Source organism: Colwellia sp. F1, assembly GCF_056238625.1.
In genome coordinates this window covers 1-17,441 of sequence record NZ_JBWDLI010000006.1, presented here as the reverse complement: position 1 = coordinate 17,441, position 17,441 = coordinate 1, and the positions used below count along the sequence as shown (strand labels likewise).

Here is a 17,441-nt window from a genome sequence, read left to right as displayed (position 1 = left end):
TCTTATTATAAAAGCAACTATAGCGGGATGACAGTCCTGTTTGAGCATAACAGGTGAGTAACTCAGTTTAGCTTAATTGCAACAGACCAATGGGTTTGTTAGTATTTATACCGGTCTATTTTATCCCCCTTAAGAGCGGTAATCATGAGTGATGCTGAAAAAACACGCAAAAAAATCCTTGCTGTCGCTGCAGATGAAATTCATCAACATGGCTTTCAAGCCACAAGTTTGTCGAGCATACTTAACCGTTGTGGTATCTCTAAAGGTGCTTTGTATTATCACTTTGATAACAAAATAGCGTTAGGTTATGCCGTTTTTGAAGAAAACTATGTACCAGCATTTTTAGATACTTGGCAACCAGCCTTAAGCCAAGTTGATCCAATAGAAGGTTTGTGTGAGTTCTTTACTGGTATGTGTGAAAGTATGGTTGCTAGTGAAGCGGTGAGTGGGTGCCCATTAAATAACCTTTGTGAAGAAATGGCAAATGTTGATGAAGGTTTTCGTTTACGTATTTTATCAATGCAAGAAAAACTCAACGGTCTAATTGTTGAAGCGTTAGAGCGAGTAAAGAGTGACTTGCGTTCAGGTTTAATATTTGCTCAGGTAGCTTATTTTATTGTGGCAAGCTTTCATGGCGCGACAACGTTAAGTAAAAGCTCACGCAATAAAACGTTATTTCAGCAAGTTATTCTAGAGCTTTGTCTTTATATTCGTGCATTAAAAAAATAGTTACAAACTGATCGGTCGGTGATATGATTCGTTTATTAGACATACCGTCCGGTCGGTATGTTCTGCTAGCAATCATCAGTTAGCAAAATAACTATTTTAGGAGTAATTAAATGCAACGTATAGAAAATATCGTCATGGCCTGTTTGCTAGTGTTCTCACTGTTGGCATTCTCCCCATTAGCCTTATCATCTGAGACGCCTCCGTCTCCTTATGTTGTTTTAGAAAGTGTTGGTAATAATTTGTTTACTCGTATTGCTGCCAGCCAACAGGAAATTAAAGATTCCCCTTTAACCATGCAGCGTATTGTTGAAGAGGAATTAATGCCATCAATTGACTATAGGTATGCGTCATATCGTATTTTGGGTAAGCATTTAAAAACCATCAGTAAGGCGCAGCGGTCGCAATTTGTTAGTGCCATGCGCGCTCATTTATCAAGCACTTATGCTACGGCTTTACAGCAATATAAAACCCAAAAAGTTATTTTTGAACCTGAAAAGTCAGTTGAAGGTAAAAGAATTGTGGCAATAAAAATGCAAATAATTGAACTGAATGCGCCTACAATTAATGTTGTTTTTAAAATGAGAAAAAATAAAAGAACAGGGGAATGGAAAGCTTTTGATATGGAAGTTGAAGGGATATCTTTGTTAAGTAGTAAACAAGCCGAGCTCAGTAATAAAATTGCTAAAGAAGGTATTGAGCAGGTGTCGTTAGCGTTGCAGTCAGCGGCTAAACACCTATAGTAATAGGCTGTTAATCGGCCAATACTTGCAGAGATAAAAGCCGATAACAAAACTTGTTAGCGGCTTTTGGCTTGTTAACGCCTTATCTTGCAATACTTTGTAGTACTTCAATAGAGACTAAATTAGTTACAGTCGACTTAAGCTCAACCATGCTAGTACATACGGCAAGTAAGCCATCTTCATTTAATGTCATGTACCCTTGCTCTCGTAAGGTATTGATTAATGTTGCTTGTGACTTTTTATCAATAAACTCAGGGGCGGTTATATTATTTAAAATCGCTAAACGTTTAGCAATGGCTACTACCTTTTCTTCTAACTCCCTTCTGGTCAGTGGCGCTAACCGTGTTGCTAATGAACTGATGATGGCGAGTCGTTGTATACTCTCATCAATGCACTCAGCCATTAAGTGTACTTGGTTTAGTTGTTGAGTGTTTTGTGTTAATGCCCAGCAGTTTTCATTTGTTTGCTTGATAATGTCTGTACTTGCTAAGGCCGCTAGTAGGCTCTCAACTTGTGAGGTGATTTTTTCGGGCGTTTGCCATAGAAATAAATCATCTTTGAGCGCGGTTAATAAGCTAATGCATTGTGCAATAACTTGCTCGTGCGAAATTTTATTATTGTGAACTAATAATCTACATATTAACGAGGTTAGCGCATAAGTATGAAGAATATTATTACGATAATACCGCATCTCTAAACTTGCTGAGCTGTTAAGTGAAATGATAGTGCCAAAACTGTCTTCGGAAATAGTCACTTTATTTAACGAAATAACATGAGCAAGTAGCGCTGCGCCGTCATCTTCGGGTATGGTTAATTGCTCACTAAAAGGAGCTTTTCGTTGAATGGTGAGGAAGAAATCTAAATGTTTTTCTAAGTCAGACTTTGCTAGTGCTTTATTTTCACTGGCGTGTAAAATTAAAGCAACGAGAGCGACTCCATTTAGTGCAGCACATTGATTAATACGCGTCATTAATTGGTGTGAAATATCGTTAATAGTCGGCGTTAGCCAGTTTGGTTTTTGTGGCTCGACGGGGTCAATGGCGTCTTTCCAATTGGCTATATTTGTGTCTAAATACTTATTGATATTAATGGGGTCGCCAAAGTTGACATAACCATTGCCATAATTTCGTAAGCTTTTAATCGCTTTTAGTACCCCCCAAATAGACTCATTTTTCTTTTCGCTACCGCTAAGTTCTTTATGGTAGGTACCTACTTCCATCACGTGTTCATAGCCTAAGTATACGGGTACTAAAGTTAAAGGGCGTTCTATTCCGCGCAATAAGCTTTGAATGGTCATCGCTAACATGCCAGTTTTAGGGGCTAGTAATCTACCGGTGCGGCTACGACCGCCTTCGGTGTAATATTTTACAGCATAACCTCGTTCAAAAAGTAAGCCCAAATATTCACGGAAAATAGTTGAATATAAGCGATTACCCGCAAAGCTTCTTCGAATAAAAAAAGCTCCACCTTTTCTAAAAATAGGCCCTGCAGGCCAAAAGTTTAAATTTATGCCCGCGGCAATACGGGGCATAACTAAACCTTCTTGCATAATCACATACGACAGTAATAGGTAATCCATGTGACTGCGATGGCAGGGGACATAAATAATTTCGTGGCCATCTTGTGCTAACTTCCTCAATACTTGCGAGTTATTTACTTTAATATTTGTATATAGCCTAGCCCATAACCAACGTAAAATTCTTTCGCCCAGACGCACTAAAGACACACTATAATCACCTGCTATCTCATCCATCATGCTATGGGCTTGCTTTTTCACTTTATCGACACTTATGTTTTTGCTTTTAGCCTCATCTTTAATGATGCGTTTTACGGCGGGATTAGCGAATAATGCGGTAAACATTTGCTGACGATGAATAAGCCTAGGGCCTTTTGCTGCAATATTTTGACGATAAAAATGAAAGCGTGCTACGCGTAATAATTTATGGGCGCTATCTTCATCATTACCGTGATTGTCAGACATGTTACGTAAAGATACGGCCTCACTAAAGCGTATTAAATTATCACGACCTAAAAATAATACGATAAAAAACTTTCTTAACCAAGTGGGTGAAGCTTGCTCGGCTAGTAAAGAAGATACAGTGGCATTGTTTTTTTCTTTGGTAGGAATACGCCCCCAAATAAGATTGACGGGGATAAGTTGGGCGTCTAATTTTTTATCGCTATGGTGCTCGTTTAGGACAGCTAGACCTTGCTGTAATGCCTTGGTATTACTGCGCTTAAATCCAAACAGTGCTGTAGGCTTGGCTAAGCAGATAGTGCGGTCAAAAAGTTTGTTATTGATTTTAACGCGACTAAAGGGATCAGGTAATTTTTGTTTTTTACAGGCCTTTTGAAGTGCTAATAAGTCACTGGCAGATTGATGGCTCACAATATAAAAAATAGGTTGTGTTGATTTCTCAGCAGGTATTGCTGCATCGAGTACTATTTTGCTACGTAAGAATAAACTCAGCGGGAGTTTTAATAATAAATAAAAAAAAGAACGTATTACAGATGTCATGGCTGCTACTATTAACAATGAAGGAAGCTCAAAGGGGTAAGTTTACCATTTATACCTAAACCACTTCAAGATAACACGAATTAACAGATAAGCACTTCATTTGCTTGTTATTCAATCGACAGTAATGCATAAATAACTGTTATTATAGATGATAGTTAATTAACGGTTAAAGGAAAAAGCTTTGAAAAAAATGGCTGTTTTTGTTGACGTACAAAATATTTATTATACCACAAGAGACGCCTATCAACGGCAATTTAATTACCGTGTTATCTGGCAAGCACTCATGTCTCAAGGGGCTATAGTGCAAGCAAATGCCTATGCGATACAGCGCAGCGATGAGCAACAGCATAAATTTCAAAAAGCGTTAAAACATATTGGTTTTACTGTGAAATTAAAACCCTTTATTCAACGTAGCGATGGCTCAGCAAAAGGCGACTGGGACGTGGGCATTACGATAGATGTGTTAACTGCAGCGGCCAGCGGTAATATTGACACCGTGGTGCTGTTATCAGGTGATGGAGACTTTGCTTTATTGTTAAAGCACATTAAAGCAGAGTTTGGTGTTAAAAGTATTGTTTATGGCGTCCCTAAGCTCACTGCCAGCTCGCTTATTAATGCGGCTGATATATACCATGAAATTAATCAAAGCTTGTTGTTATAAATATACAGCCTTTATCGAGCGTTATAGCAAAAAATTTCTTAATTTGCCTTATCCAATTTTTATACTTTTTAAAGCTGCAGTAACCCGTAAACTTAAGCGGTTACTGCTCACTTACCTTAAGCTATTATTTAAACTTTACTAAGGTCCCTTTTAATGCTACACCCGCCATTACATTCCCAGCGCCGCATACAAACTCAGTCTCACTGGCAAAAATATTGTTTTTATAATTAGACTTTATATTAACTACAGCATCCATCCCTTCACGCATTGCACGCTCTTGTAAGGCAATTAATGCGCTTAACATCACCCATTCACAAGCTTCAGTGTCAGACTTCATAAAGGCATTGGTTTTTTTATTCGTTGCCACCTCGCCATATTTCTTAGCAACAGGTTTGTGTTTTTGGGTTGAAAAATATAAAGGTACATCTAAAAGTACTTCTTTCGCTTTTGATGAGCTAAGTAGGTTAGCAATAGAGTATTTGCTAATATCATCTCGTGCATAAGCCGAAGTGGTTAGCGTAGCAAGTACAAGAGCTAAAATTAATTTTTTCATAGTGTTTTATTTCCTTTATAGTGATGGATGGTGCTGTGAATATAAATAATAGCGTAAAAAATCGCTGTTTACTAATGACTCTTCAGCGTTTTTAATGCTGAAAAGTACATTAACGTAATGAAGGTAAATAAGCCGTTTACTCGCCCTAACTTTACCGTTAATATTTAAAGCACTGTGAGCGCTAAGTCACTCAATACTAAGTATTAATAAACATGTTATATGGATAAAAATAAATGATTCAATTACCTGAGCAAGGTGAGCTTTCAGTTGTGGAGGCTAAATCTAAGGCGCAGCATATTGCCTTTTCACCCTATATTTTTCAGGCAACCGTTGCGATGAAAGAGTTAGGGATTTTACAATACATTGATAAAAACAGGCGTGCAGGTGTGCTATTAACTGACATTGTCGATGCCGTCAATGTTAGTGAGTATGGTGTGAGTGTTTTAGTAGATTTTGCCTTAACTTGCGGGTTAGTGACGACTGTTGACACCAAGCCTGAGCAAGGTGCGCAACCAACTCTCCCGCGTTACACCTTAACCAAGGTGGCTTTTTTTCTGCTACATGATGAAATGTCTGTGGTTAATTTTGATTTTACCCAACACTTTGGCTATCAAGGATTAGCGCAGCTTACTGAGTCAATAAAAACAGGAAAACCCGAAGGGTTGAAAGTGTTTGGTGATTGGTCAACCTTGTACCCCCATTTAGCTGATCTCCCAGAGAAAAGTCGGGAAAGTTGGTTTGCATTTGACCACTTTTATTCAGATCATGCCTTTGATGAAATACTACCTTTAGTTTTTGCCAACAACCCTAAGCACATTGTAGATATTGGTGGAAACACTGGGCGCTTTACCACTAAATGCTTACAGTATAATAATGAGATTGAGGTGACCATTATGGACTTGCCACCACAATTAGCAAAAGCTCAAGAAAATATAGCAAAAGTGGGTTTAACTGATCGTTTTCATCAATTTCCTTGTGATATGTTAGACCCTGAGCAAGCGCTAGTTGCCAATGCTGATATTTATTGGATGAGCCAATTTTTAGATTGCTTCTCAGAGCCTCAAATTAAAACCATTCTAACAAATATAGCTAACGGTATCTCGGGGTCGCAACGTGTGTTTATTTTAGAAACGTTTTGGGATGCTCAAAGATTTGATGCCGCAGCGTTTAGTTTAAATGCGACCTCACTTTACTTTACTTGTTTTGCTAATGGCAATAGTCGTATGTATGCGGCAGATAAATTTATCGCGTTAGTAGAAGCGAGTGGTTTAATGATAGAGCAGCGCATTGACGATATAGGTTTGGGTCATAGCCTATTGGTTTGCAGTAAACATAGTACGTAGTTCAATTGATAGAAGGCAGGAAAAAAGTTAGCTACAAGGTAGCGGTTAATTTTACTAAAGCTATTAATAATATTTCATATAAAAAAGGCTAACCAATTTGTTTGGTTAGCCTTTTTTAAGGTTAGATACTTAAGCATCTTTATGGATATGAACATCCATTTGAGGGTAAGGAATATTTAATCCTTCACTTTCAAACGTTTTATATACTTTTTCATTTAATTCAAAATGTACACCCCAGTAATCAGCAGCATTTACCCAAGCTCTTACAGCAAAGTTGACAGAGCTATCTGCTAATGCTGATACTGCAATAAATACTTCAGGGTCTTTTAAAATGCGGGGGTCTTCTGCACATAGGCGTTTAATCACAGCCTTAGCTTTGTCTACATCATCACCGTAAGCGATACCAATAGTCCAATCAACGCGTCTTTTGGCCTCGGTTGAGTAATTGATCATTGATGAGGTAGATAAGCCTCCATTAGGGATAATAATCGTTTTATTATCAGGCGTTTTCATTATGGTATTGAAAATCTGTATTTGAGAAATAGTACCTGAATATCCTTGTGCTTCAACAAAATCACCGACTTTAAAAGGTTTGAAAATAAGCAGCATTACACCACCAGCAAAGTTCTGCAATGTGCCAGATAGTGCCATACCCACAGCTAAACCGGCAGCACCAAGAATAGCGATAAATGACGTCATTTCAATGCCCAGCATACCTAGGGCAGTGATAACCAACATTACTTTTAATAAGCCGTTAACAATACCATTTAAAAAAGGTATTAACGATGGATCGGTTTTGCTTTTGGTCAATGCTTTATTAAAAGCACTACTGATACCTTTTATAATCCATCCACCAATGATCCATACCGCGATTGCACTGACCAACTTGGGCCCGTAGAGTAAAGTCATCTCTGTGAGTTGCTCTATAATTTTATCTGCATTCATAATTTCTTCCTGATTTTTTTCATTGTATTTAAAAAGTGAAAATAAGGGCTTATGTATTGACACTTTTTTAAGCGTTCACAATCCTAATGATGAAACCGTAACTTGAGCTAGGGCAAAAGTTAAAGTTTACAATGTTAAATATACGATAAAAATGGAATGAATGCTTGAAATTTTTACTTTCTCAATAAGATACACAAAAGCAACACTGTCATAGCGAGGTGGTAAGTTTAGCGCAAACTATGGCAGTAAAACATGGTATGTTAAAAGTAAAAAGGTCTACTTAATAGCATTTTGCTAGTCATTAGCGCAGTGATACTAAGGGCAAGTGCGAGATTAAGTGTCAGTATGGTAAATATAAGTGGGTTAGTTATTTTTAGTTGTGTTAACCTTAATGTTAGCTGTGGAATTGGTGGGGAAATTCCTTTTAGTCCAATAAGATCAATAGCTAAATAATAGTATTTAGATAAAACCTAAATAGTATTAATTTAACCATGAAAAAAACTAAAGGATATACTATTGACCAAATTACCTTTTTATACTCTAGTAACAGTGCCATTATTGCTCTTGTTAGTGGCGTGTCAAAGCGAGCCACCAAAGCAAACTCAAACCTTAGGCATAAATCAACCGCAACTGAATACATTAGCCAATACGTTAAAAGTTCAGTATAAATTTCTCTCAAATATTGAAACAGATTGCCCCGACGCAGAAGGTAAAGAAGTCGTAAGCTGTTATGGCGCAGAAGTTTGGTTAACAAATCCAACGACTGTAGCCGTTAATGGTTTTACCATTAACTTTTCGCAAGTTTACCCTACTTATGCAAGCCGCAGTAGTGACTTTACCTTAACACATCTTAACGGTGATATTAACCAAATTACACCTAAGACAACTTTTTCAGGCTTTAAAGCAAACGAAACTAAAAAAGTGAAGTTATGGGTGCAAAGTAGTTTACTAACCGAATCACAACTAATGCCTAATTATTGGCTCGCCGCCAATGATCTCAAACCTGCAGTGATAAAAAGTACGCAAACGTATACCGACCCAGTTACAGGGTTAGAGCAACAGCCCTGGGTTATCCCTTTTACTAATCTACCAACACAAATAATCTCGTCAGTAGGCGATATAAATGAATATGCATCACCGGCTTGGCTATATGAAAACGAGGCAGATCTTGAGCAACTAGAGCAAAATGCTGAACAACTAGCTTACGCTATTATTCCTACCCCAACGTCAGTTAAAGTTTTAGATAGTACTGGCCAGTTTAACTTTTCTCAAGGCGTGAAACTTTCTTTAGCAGGCGTAAATCAGTCTGCAGTTTCAGCAGCATTATCGCGTTTAGCTTTGTTAGGGTTTGCAGTCGTTCAAGAGGCAAAATCAACCCTATCGATAACAGTAGATGAAAAATCAACTAAGCCGAGTGATTGGCGCTCAGGTCAATATCAGCTAACCATTAATAAAGATAACATCACGATCACGGCACATGATGATGTTGGCGCATTTTATGGTTTACAAAGTATCGCGAGCTTAATACAACTAAATAGCCAGCTACTACCTTTACTTACTGTCGTAGATCAACCGCATTATGAGTATCGCGGACAGCATGTCGATGTAGGAAGAAATTTTCATGACAAAGCATTTATTTTTCGTTTAATTGAACAAATGTCCGCTTATAAATTAAACAAACTCCATTTACATTTAGCTGAAGATGAAGCTTGGCGCTTAGAAATACCCGGTTTGCCTGAGCTTACGCAAGTCGGTGGTAACCGTTGCATGGATTTATCTGACAAGCGATGTTTACAGCCACAGCTTGGTGGCGCACAAGCAAGCGAGCGTGATGGTTTTTATTCAGTCGACGACTACAAAGACATTTTACACTTTGCTACTAAACATCATATTCAGGTGATTCCGTCATTAGACATGCCAGGGCATTCTCGTGCCGCCATTAAATCAATGGAGGCAAGATACAATAGCTTTATGGCACAAGGCGATGAAGTCGCAGCGAAAGCGTATTTGTTATCAGATTTTTCCGACAAAACGCAATATCGATCTATTCAAAACTATAATGACAATACGTTAAACGTTTGTATGGAGTCGACCTACCAGTTTGTGAATAAAGTCGTCGATGAATTACAAAAAATGCACCAGCAGGCAGAGCACCCATTAACGCTTTATCATATTGGCGCGGACGAAACAGCAGGGGCTTGGGTAGACTCACCAGCTTGTCAGCCGTTAATGTCAAAAATTGGTAAAGCGCATCTAGCTGCACACTTTATTGAACGTGTTGCCACCATGATTGCTAATAAAGGTATTGATGTTGGCGGTTGGAATGACGGTTTGCAAACAACAGGTGTTGAAAACATGCCGGCCGATACCTATTCCTATATTTGGGGGGCATTGCCGTGGGGCGCTAACCAGCAGGTAAGTGAGCAGTCACGTCGCGGTTGGAATGTGGTACTGTCTATCCCTGATGTGCTTTATTTTGATTTTCCTTATCAAATTGACCCAAAAGAGCCAGGTTACCACTGGGCTTCTCGACGCACTACCACACGTTCACTGTTTAACTTTATGCCAGATAACCTACCGGCTCATGCTGAGTTTCGTGTCGATACCTCAGGAAAATATTTTGAAGTGGATGACAGGTTACAAACCGATGAACAGGGCAATATTAGCCATCAACCGTTAGCAAAAGGTTATCGCGTAAAAGGTATTCAGGGCCAGTTATGGAGTGAAACTGTGCGTAGTGAAGAAAGGGCAGAGTATATGATTTATCCGCGCTTATTTGCTTTAGCTGAACGTGCTTGGCACCAAGCAAGTTGGCAGTTGCCGTATGACTATAACGGCAAAAAGTATAATAAAGATACTGGCTACTTTACCCCAGCGTTAAAAATAAAAAGAGATCAAGATTGGTTAGCTTTTTCACAAACCATCGGCCTAAAAGAATTAGCTAAATTAGAACGCTTTGGTGTTTTTTATCGTTTACCGACCGTTGGTGCAATTATAGAAAAAGGTCAATTAAAAGCCAATACCGCTATTAAAGGTTTGCCAATAGAATATCAAGAGCAAGATGGTCATTGGCAAACGTACAGCAAACCCGTGGCGGTAAAAGCGCCAGTGAAAATTAGAACAAAAAGTATTGGTTTAAATCGAGCGAGCAGAGCTACTATTGTTAGCAAATAAACGAAGGTAAGATGAAAAACTCGAAACTAGTATCTTAAAACAGAAACGGTATACTTAGCTTACTTATTAACAAGTAAGCTAAGTGACCAAATGAAAAAAATTGTAATCTCCCTGTATTTGTGCATATCAATACTTGCTTTACCCGTCAGTGCACAGCAAAACACTCAAACACAGAGTGAACAAACAGCACAGCACAATGCTTGGTTGAAAGAAAAGTTTAGTGAGCAGCATCAAAAGCTTACGCCAATTGTTGCCGTTGCCGATATGCTATATGCTTGTAATGAAGCTCGGAAAATAGCGCCAGTGAGCTACCAACTTGATGAGCTTGTTCTCAAGATGGACAAAAACCGCCTAGCTGAAAAACTTATGCGCTGCCTTGATCAGGATAACATGCAATCCGAAGTTGCGTTAAATTTTGGTCTATTAGGTTGTTTTCATGCTCAATTAGCACATTTGCCCAAAGCAGAACGACAAGAAAAAATGGCGTTAGTAAAAAGCACTATTGCCGCTTTACCTCGCAGCGAACGAAAAAAGAGTTTTACGCAATGCGTTTCCACACAAGCCATTAATTATCTACAATAAATATGACTACATGTAGGCGGTCTTTTAACGTACTTGAAACGGTAGAAGTTAGTCATAAATTGTAACAAATAGCCTGAAACATTTACCAAACGCTCTTTTGAATTATTTACTATATCGCTTATAGTAATTTTAAGAAAAAGCCTAACTTTTGTGAGAATAAAATGTCCAAAGAAACCCAAAAAATACTCGTGGTAGATGACGATATGCGCTTACGCTCTTTATTAGAGCGTTATTTAGTTGAGCAAGGATTTGTCGTTCGAAGTGCTGCAAATGCAGAGCAAATGGACCGGTTACTTGAACGGGAAAACTTTCATTTGTTGGTGCTTGATTTAATGTTGCCAGGAGAAGATGGCTTATCAATTTGTCGGCGTTTACGCCAAAATAACAATAATATTCCTATTGTGATGCTAACCGCAAAAGGCGATGAAGTTGACCGAATTATTGGTTTAGAAATTGGTGCCGATGATTACATGCCTAAACCATTTAATCCGCGAGAATTACTGGCGAGAATAAAAGCGGTATTACGTCGCAGAATACAAGAGGCGCCTGGTGCCCCCTCCATGGCAGAAAGCAATATTGTTTTTGGTGAATATGAGCTTAATTTAGCAACCCGTGAAATGGTAAAAGGTGATGTAAGCATGCCACTCACAAGCGGTGAGTTTGCTGTGTTGAAAGCGCTAGTGACCCACCCAAGAGAACCATTGTCGCGCGATAAACTAATGAACCTGGCACGTGGCCGTGACTACTCAGCGCTTGAGCGTAGTATTGATGTGCAAGTTTCCCGATTACGCCGCATGCTAGAAGTAGACCCAGCCAAACCACGCTATTTACAAACCGTTTGGGGCTTAGGTTATGTTTTTGTGCCTGATGGTACATCGGTATAGGCTCGTATTCCTTGCCAGCATATGACATAAATAAAGGTGATCGCGTCGTAGGTTATTTGTTGCCGGTACAATTTTCATCAACCGTTAAAGGCTTTTCATGAACGTATTACCCCGCAGTGCTTTTGGCCAAACGGTTTTATTGATAGGCTTTTTGTTATTTGTAAACCAAGTGGTTTCTTATATTGCCTTTGCGTTATATGTTATTGAACCAAACCAGCAGCAAATAAATCAGTTATTAGCTAAGCAAGTTCGGGTTGTTTTTATCGATTTGGACGATGCCCGCTTAAGCCCTAAAATGGCAGAAGCTTTTCATCATGAAACTGGTATTGGGGTTTATCTTGAACAAGACGCCTTACAGTTAGGCTTAGCTTCGGCGGGGTACTACCCTTATCGTAGTGAGCAGATGTCAGCCCTACTTGGCGGGCCTGCTGAAGTTAGAATCTCTCAAGGCGATGAGTACCTATTTTGGATCCGTCCTCCCCAAGCCCCTAACCTTTGGGTTAAAATACCACTTATGGGCTTAGAAGAAGCTAACATTTCGCCACTGGTGTTTTTTCTTGGTATTATTGGTGTCTTGAGTGTGGCAGGCGGCTGGCTCTTTGTTCGACAACTCAACCGTCCTTTACGTTCACTACAACGGGCCGCTCAAGAAGTAGGGCGAGGTAACTTTCCTGAACCGTTAACCGAGCATGGTACCTCGGAAATTATGGCAGTAACGCAGGCATTTAATCATATGTCTAAAGGGATTAAGCAACTAGAAAGCGATCGTAATCTATTAATGGCGGGTATTTCTCATGATCTACGTACACCATTAACTCGAATTCGCTTAGCAACTGAAATGATGTCAGAGCTGGACAATTTTTTAAAAGAGGGGATCGAAAATGATATCGATGATATGAATAATATTATTGACCAGTTTATCGATTATCTTCGCCACGGGGCAAAAGATAAGGCAGAGTTAGGAGATTTAAATCTGCTTGTTTCAGAAGTACTGAATGTTGAAACCCCAGCTGATCGCCACATTGTTTTTACAGCCAATGATTGCCCAGAAATACCATTACATCATGTTGCTATTAAACGGGCGTTGGCTAATTTAATTCAAAATGCGCTACGTTATACCCAAGGAGATATAGAGGTTATTACGGGGTGTGAAGGTAATTATGCCTATTTCATTGTGACTGATGAAGGAGAAGGGATACCAGAGGCTGATATTGAAAGACTTTTTCAACCTTTCACGCAAGGAGATAAAGCTCGGGGCACAGAGGGGAGTGGTTTAGGGTTAGCGATTATTAAACGTATTGTTGATACACACGGCGGACGTATAGAGCTTGCTAATAAACCAAGTGGTGGGCTACAAGCAACAGTGTATTTGCCATTGAAACGCTAGTACACCATAGTCTTAGTTACTTACATCGATATGGTTATAGCCTGTATCTATGAACTTACCCTTGTGCACAGAGCGCATATTAGAAAGCCACTGACAATAACATTGTCAGTGGCTTTTTTATTGGACACGTAAGCTACAGTTGTGGCCCGGCAGCAACAAGTGCCTTGCCGTTTTCGGTATCAGTAAATTTGTCAAAGTTACTAACAAAGCGCTTGGCTAAATCTTCTGCTTTATTATGCCATTCATTAGTATCTTTATAGGTGTTTCTGGGGTCAAGAATGTCACCTTCAACACCGGCAATCGTATTCGGTACTGCTAAGTTGAACATAGGCACTATGGTAGTGTCAGCTTGATCAATAGAGCCATCTAAAATAGCATCGATAATCGCACGAGTCGCTTTAATTGAAATACGTTTACCTGTGCCATTCCAACCAGTATTGACTAAATAAGCTTCGGCGCCAACAGCTGTCATACGTTTACGCAAAACCTCGGCATACTGGGTTGGATGCAAGCTTAGAAATGCCGCACCAAAACAGCTTGAAAACGTTGGGGTTGGTTCAGTTATACCACGCTCTGTACCAGCTAATTTAGCAGTAAAACCAGACAAGAAATAATACTCTGTTTGCGCAGGTGTTAACTTTGCAACGGGCGGTAATACACCAAAAGCGTCAGCGGTAAGAAAAATAACCTTCTTAGCATGGCCAGCACGAGAAACTGGCTTAACAATGTTATCAATATGATGAATAGGATATGAAACACGTGTGTTTTCAGTGCGAGAATTGTCATCAAAATCAATGGTGCCGTCAGTTGCAACCGTGACATTTTCGAGTAACGCATCACGGCGAATAGCATTATAAATATCAGGCTCATTTTCTTTGCTTAATTTTATCGTTTTAGCATAACAGCCACCTTCAAAGTTAAAGATGCCATTGTCATCCCAGCCATGTTCATCATCACCAATTAATTGGCGTTTAGGATCTGTAGACAGCGTTGTTTTGCCGGTACCCGACAACCCAAAGAAAATTGCGGTATCCCCATCTTTACCAACATTGGCACTACAATGCATAGAAGCAATTCCTTGCAATGGAAGGTAGTAGTTCATCATAGAGAACATACCTTTTTTCATTTCGCCGCCATACCAAGTACCGCCAATTAACTGAATTTTTTCTGTTAAATTAAACGCGACGAAGTTTTCAGAGTTTAACCCCTGTTCTTGCCAGTTGGGGTTAGTCGTTTTAGCACCATTCATAACGACAAAATCAGGTTGGTACGTTTTTAGCTCTTCATCACTTGGGCGAATAAACATATTTTTTACAAAATGTGCTTGCCAGGCCACTTCAGTAATAAAACGCACCTTTAAGCGAGTATCATCATTGGCGCCACAATAAGTATCAACAACAAATAAGCGCTTGCCGGAAAGCTGTTGAGTGACTAAGCCCTTGAGTTCAGACCAAGTATCTTGGCTCATGGGTTTGTTATCATTCTTACCTTGATCAGACCACCAAACCGTATCACGAGTAATATCATCACGGACAATATATTTATCTTTAGGAGAGCGGCCGGTAAAAATACCCGTATCGACATTAACTGCACCCAGTTCAGTGACTACGCCCTTATCAAAGCCGTTAAGGCCTGCCTTAGTTTCTTCACTAAAAAGTAACTCATACGATGGATTGTAAACAATTTCAGTAACATCATTAATGCCGTATTGCGACAAGTCAATTGAGTTTTTTTGGGCGGCCATAGCAAATATACTCCTAGGGTATGACAAAGTTTAGCTCTATTATAAGTTTGAGCGAATTGTGTATTTTAAGTGTGTACCAACGGGTGAAAACTTTCATCAAGCTGATAAGTCGACATTCTATTTGATAAATTAACAAAACGAAAGTAAAAAATAAGCCAGTATGAAAGTTTTCATTATAAGCAACGTGAATGGTAGTGCTTGAGATAATAGGTATTGTTTGTAAGTTTACAACATTAATAATAACAAGGGCTGCAAGGGAGAGTGCAAAAACACCCTTTGACGTAATAATTATCCAAAAGGGTGTTTTTTAGCTGATTTTTTAAAAAATAATGAGATGGAATTAATGGCTATCTTTCGAAATGAAACTTTTTAATTGTTCAGTAAAAAAATCATAAGTGGTCAGGCAATATTCACATGTCATCGAGATCTTTCCTTGCTCGGCTAAAATAGCTTCAATTTCACTGCCTTCAATTTGTGCGATAGCAGCAAGGCATTTGTTATTAGAGCAACCACAGTGGTAACTAACAACCTGAGGGTCAAACAGGCTAACAGTTTCTTGATGATACAAGCGATAAAGCAGTGTTTCTGCTTCTAAAGAAAAAATTTCATCTGCTTTAATGGTATTAGTGAGCTGTGCTAAGTGTTCAAAATCTTGTTGCTGCTGTGCTTTATTTTCACTGCTACCATCACCGTCTGGTAACAGTTGCACTAAGCTGCCAGCGACTTGTTGTTTATTGTCATCGCTAAATAACCAGACTTGCGTTGGAATTTGCGCGGAAATTTCAAAGTAACGAGAAAAACACTGGGCGAGTGTTGGCTGATCTAAAGCAACAACCCCTTGGTAAGGTTCGCCTTGGCTTGGTTTAACTGTGATGATCATATTCGCTTTACCCATGATTTCACTTAATGAATGGGCATTATTTGCTTTGTCGGACTCTATAACTTTAGCAATACCGCGTAATCTTTGTTTGTTGTCACCATTCACAGACATATAACCGACGGGACCGTCCCCTTGAAGCTGGACAGTAATCTCGCCTTCAAACTTTAAGGTTGCCGTCAGTAAGCAGGTCGCAGCAAGTAACTCCCCTAATAACAAACGTACACCAACAGGGTAATTGTGGTTGTTAATAATACTTTGGTAACTTTTACTTAACTGAACTAATTCGCCACGTACATGCCTATCGGTAAATAAATAGCGATTAAGTACATCAGCCGTGTTGTTGGTTGTATGTGTGTCAGTTGTCGGCATAACGATTATATCCTTTCTTTAAATTCACGTAGTTTACGGCGTTGTTTTTTATCCGGTTTGGTATCACTGGCAGGGCTGAGTAAAATTCCCTGCTTGCGGGCTAGACTATTTTTAGCTCGAATCTCCATGCTGCTTGCAGTTTCTTGGTATAATGTTTGTGCAAAAGTTGCGTCGCGACGTTTGTCTGCCAATGCGATCACTTCTACCTCTTTTTCATCAAAGCCTTGGCGAACTTTAATGACATCACCCAACGCGACTGCTTTGCCTGACTTAGTGCGCTGACCATTATAAAACACTTTGCCACCGTCTATCATTTGTTTTGCAATAGCACGTGTTTTATAAAAACGTGCGGCCCATAGCCATTTGTCTAATCGCGTTGAAGAAGATGCTATATCTTTAGAGTTTGTCATAATACCTTAACTGCCTATCAATTGAACAGAAGCTAATAAAGTTGAACTATTCATAGTTTTTATTGCCATAAAGTGGTCGGTTTACTTTATCCCCTTAGTTGAGAATTACACAGCTTGGTTAAGTGTAACCAATTTGGCTCGATAATTCGGTAGGAAAATAACATATTTACGCCTTAGCGCGCATTCTTTTACACTTCTTTTGTAAATATTCGTTAAAAAACCACGGACATTGCTTGTTGGTGAGCTAATGGTCAAGTATTATCGTTAGCCTTAAATTAGAAGCAACCTGTTTTATTTTAAAAGTGAATGAGCACTTTTAATGATTTAACCCAAAAAAAGAAGTTTACAAAATTAATGGCTTTAACTAATTACCTTATACCGCTTAATGCTGCGCTAGCAAAATTACCGCATAAAAAAATAGCACAAGCGCTGAGTCTTGGCTTGTTAATTTATATTGCTTTTATTTTAGCTAAAATCACATGGTTAATTGTGCCTAGCACTAGCCAAAGCGTTGGGCATGAA

At 39.1% G+C, this 17,441-nt stretch carries 14 protein-coding genes; 8 read left to right on the top strand and 6 right to left on the bottom strand.

All coding sequences use genetic code 11. From position 1 onward, the window contains the following. The first annotated feature begins 144 nt into the window (after positions 1 to 144). Together AC0UA9_RS07040 and AC0UA9_RS07035 are read left to right on the top strand one after the other, a co-directional pair. Positions 145 to 729, top strand: a complete 585-nt coding sequence (locus tag AC0UA9_RS07040) for a TetR/AcrR family transcriptional regulator (protein ID WP_475658888.1) — start codon at positions 145 to 147, stop codon at positions 727 to 729. 110 nt (positions 730 to 839) lie between these two features. Further along, on the top strand, positions 840 to 1,469 hold the full coding sequence (locus AC0UA9_RS07035) for an MlaC/ttg2D family ABC transporter substrate-binding protein (RefSeq protein WP_475658885.1): 630 nt from the start codon (positions 840 to 842) through the stop codon (positions 1,467 to 1,469). Positions 1,470 to 1,551: 82 nt separating this feature from the next. Here the strand turns inward: AC0UA9_RS07035 and plsB are convergent, their stop codons facing one another. Beyond that, the gene (gene plsB / locus AC0UA9_RS07030) at positions 1,552 to 3,987 is read right to left on the bottom strand and encodes a glycerol-3-phosphate 1-O-acyltransferase PlsB (protein ID WP_475658881.1); all 2,436 of its coding nucleotides are present in this window, start codon (positions 3,985 to 3,987) and stop codon (positions 1,552 to 1,554) included. A 190-nt stretch (positions 3,988 to 4,177) separates the two neighbouring features. On the opposite strand from plsB, the gene AC0UA9_RS07025 reads away from it, so the two are divergent. Then, entirely contained in the window at positions 4,178 to 4,648 is a 471-nt protein-coding gene (locus AC0UA9_RS07025; protein WP_475659154.1) for an NYN domain-containing protein, read from the top strand. Between the two features lie 124 nt (positions 4,649 to 4,772). Here the strand turns inward: AC0UA9_RS07025 and AC0UA9_RS07020 are convergent, their stop codons facing one another. Then, positions 4,773 to 5,201, bottom strand: a complete 429-nt coding sequence (locus tag AC0UA9_RS07020) for an excinuclease ABC subunit A (RefSeq protein WP_475658878.1) — start codon at positions 5,199 to 5,201, stop codon at positions 4,773 to 4,775. Positions 5,202 to 5,434: 233 nt separating this feature from the next. Here AC0UA9_RS07020 and AC0UA9_RS07015 point away from each other — a divergent pair, with 233 nt between their 5' ends. Then, on the top strand, positions 5,435 to 6,544 hold the full coding sequence (locus tag AC0UA9_RS07015) for a class I SAM-dependent methyltransferase (protein ID WP_475658876.1): 1,110 nt from the start codon (positions 5,435 to 5,437) through the stop codon (positions 6,542 to 6,544). 129 nt (positions 6,545 to 6,673) lie between these two features. Here the strand turns inward: AC0UA9_RS07015 and AC0UA9_RS07010 are convergent, their stop codons facing one another. Beyond that, positions 6,674 to 7,489, bottom strand: coding sequence for a mechanosensitive ion channel family protein (locus AC0UA9_RS07010; RefSeq protein WP_475658871.1), 816 nt, complete (start codon positions 7,487 to 7,489; stop codon positions 6,674 to 6,676). Between the two features lie 516 nt (positions 7,490 to 8,005). Between AC0UA9_RS07010 and AC0UA9_RS07005 the strand changes: the two genes are divergently transcribed. The 4 genes from AC0UA9_RS07005 to envZ all read left to right on the top strand — a co-directional run bounded on the left by AC0UA9_RS07005 (position 8,006) and on the right by envZ (position 13,516). Further along, the gene (locus AC0UA9_RS07005; RefSeq protein WP_475658866.1) at positions 8,006 to 10,663 is read left to right on the top strand and encodes a family 20 glycosylhydrolase; all 2,658 of its coding nucleotides are present in this window, start codon (positions 8,006 to 8,008) and stop codon (positions 10,661 to 10,663) included. Positions 10,664 to 10,753: 90 nt separating this feature from the next. Next, a complete protein-coding gene (locus AC0UA9_RS07000; protein WP_475658863.1) occupies positions 10,754 to 11,245 on the top strand; it encodes a hypothetical protein in 492 nt (163 codons plus the stop codon). A gap of 161 nt (positions 11,246 to 11,406) precedes the next feature. Further along, positions 11,407 to 12,129, top strand: a complete 723-nt coding sequence (ompR, locus tag AC0UA9_RS06995) for an osmolarity response regulator transcription factor OmpR (protein ID WP_475658859.1) — start codon at positions 11,407 to 11,409, stop codon at positions 12,127 to 12,129. Between the two features lie 97 nt (positions 12,130 to 12,226). After that, the gene (gene envZ / locus AC0UA9_RS06990; RefSeq protein ID WP_475658855.1) at positions 12,227 to 13,516 is read left to right on the top strand and encodes a two-component system sensor histidine kinase EnvZ; all 1,290 of its coding nucleotides are present in this window, start codon (positions 12,227 to 12,229) and stop codon (positions 13,514 to 13,516) included. Between the two features lie 133 nt (positions 13,517 to 13,649). Here envZ and pckA read toward each other — a convergent pair whose 3' ends face one another. The 3 genes from pckA to hslR all read right to left on the bottom strand — a co-directional run bounded on the left by pckA (position 13,650) and on the right by hslR (position 16,919). Further along, the gene (pckA, locus tag AC0UA9_RS06985; RefSeq protein ID WP_475658851.1) at positions 13,650 to 15,260 is read right to left on the bottom strand and encodes a phosphoenolpyruvate carboxykinase (ATP); all 1,611 of its coding nucleotides are present in this window, start codon (positions 15,258 to 15,260) and stop codon (positions 13,650 to 13,652) included. Between the two features lie 340 nt (positions 15,261 to 15,600). After that, a complete protein-coding gene (gene hslO / locus AC0UA9_RS06980; RefSeq protein ID WP_475658849.1) occupies positions 15,601 to 16,509 on the bottom strand; it encodes an Hsp33 family molecular chaperone HslO in 909 nt (302 codons plus the stop codon). A gap of 5 nt (positions 16,510 to 16,514) precedes the next feature. Then, positions 16,515 to 16,919: a ribosome-associated heat shock protein Hsp15 gene (gene hslR / locus AC0UA9_RS06975; RefSeq protein ID WP_475658847.1), complete on the bottom strand. Its 405-nt coding sequence runs from the start codon at positions 16,917 to 16,919 to the stop codon at positions 16,515 to 16,517. Positions 16,920 to 17,441 lie beyond the last annotated feature (522 nt).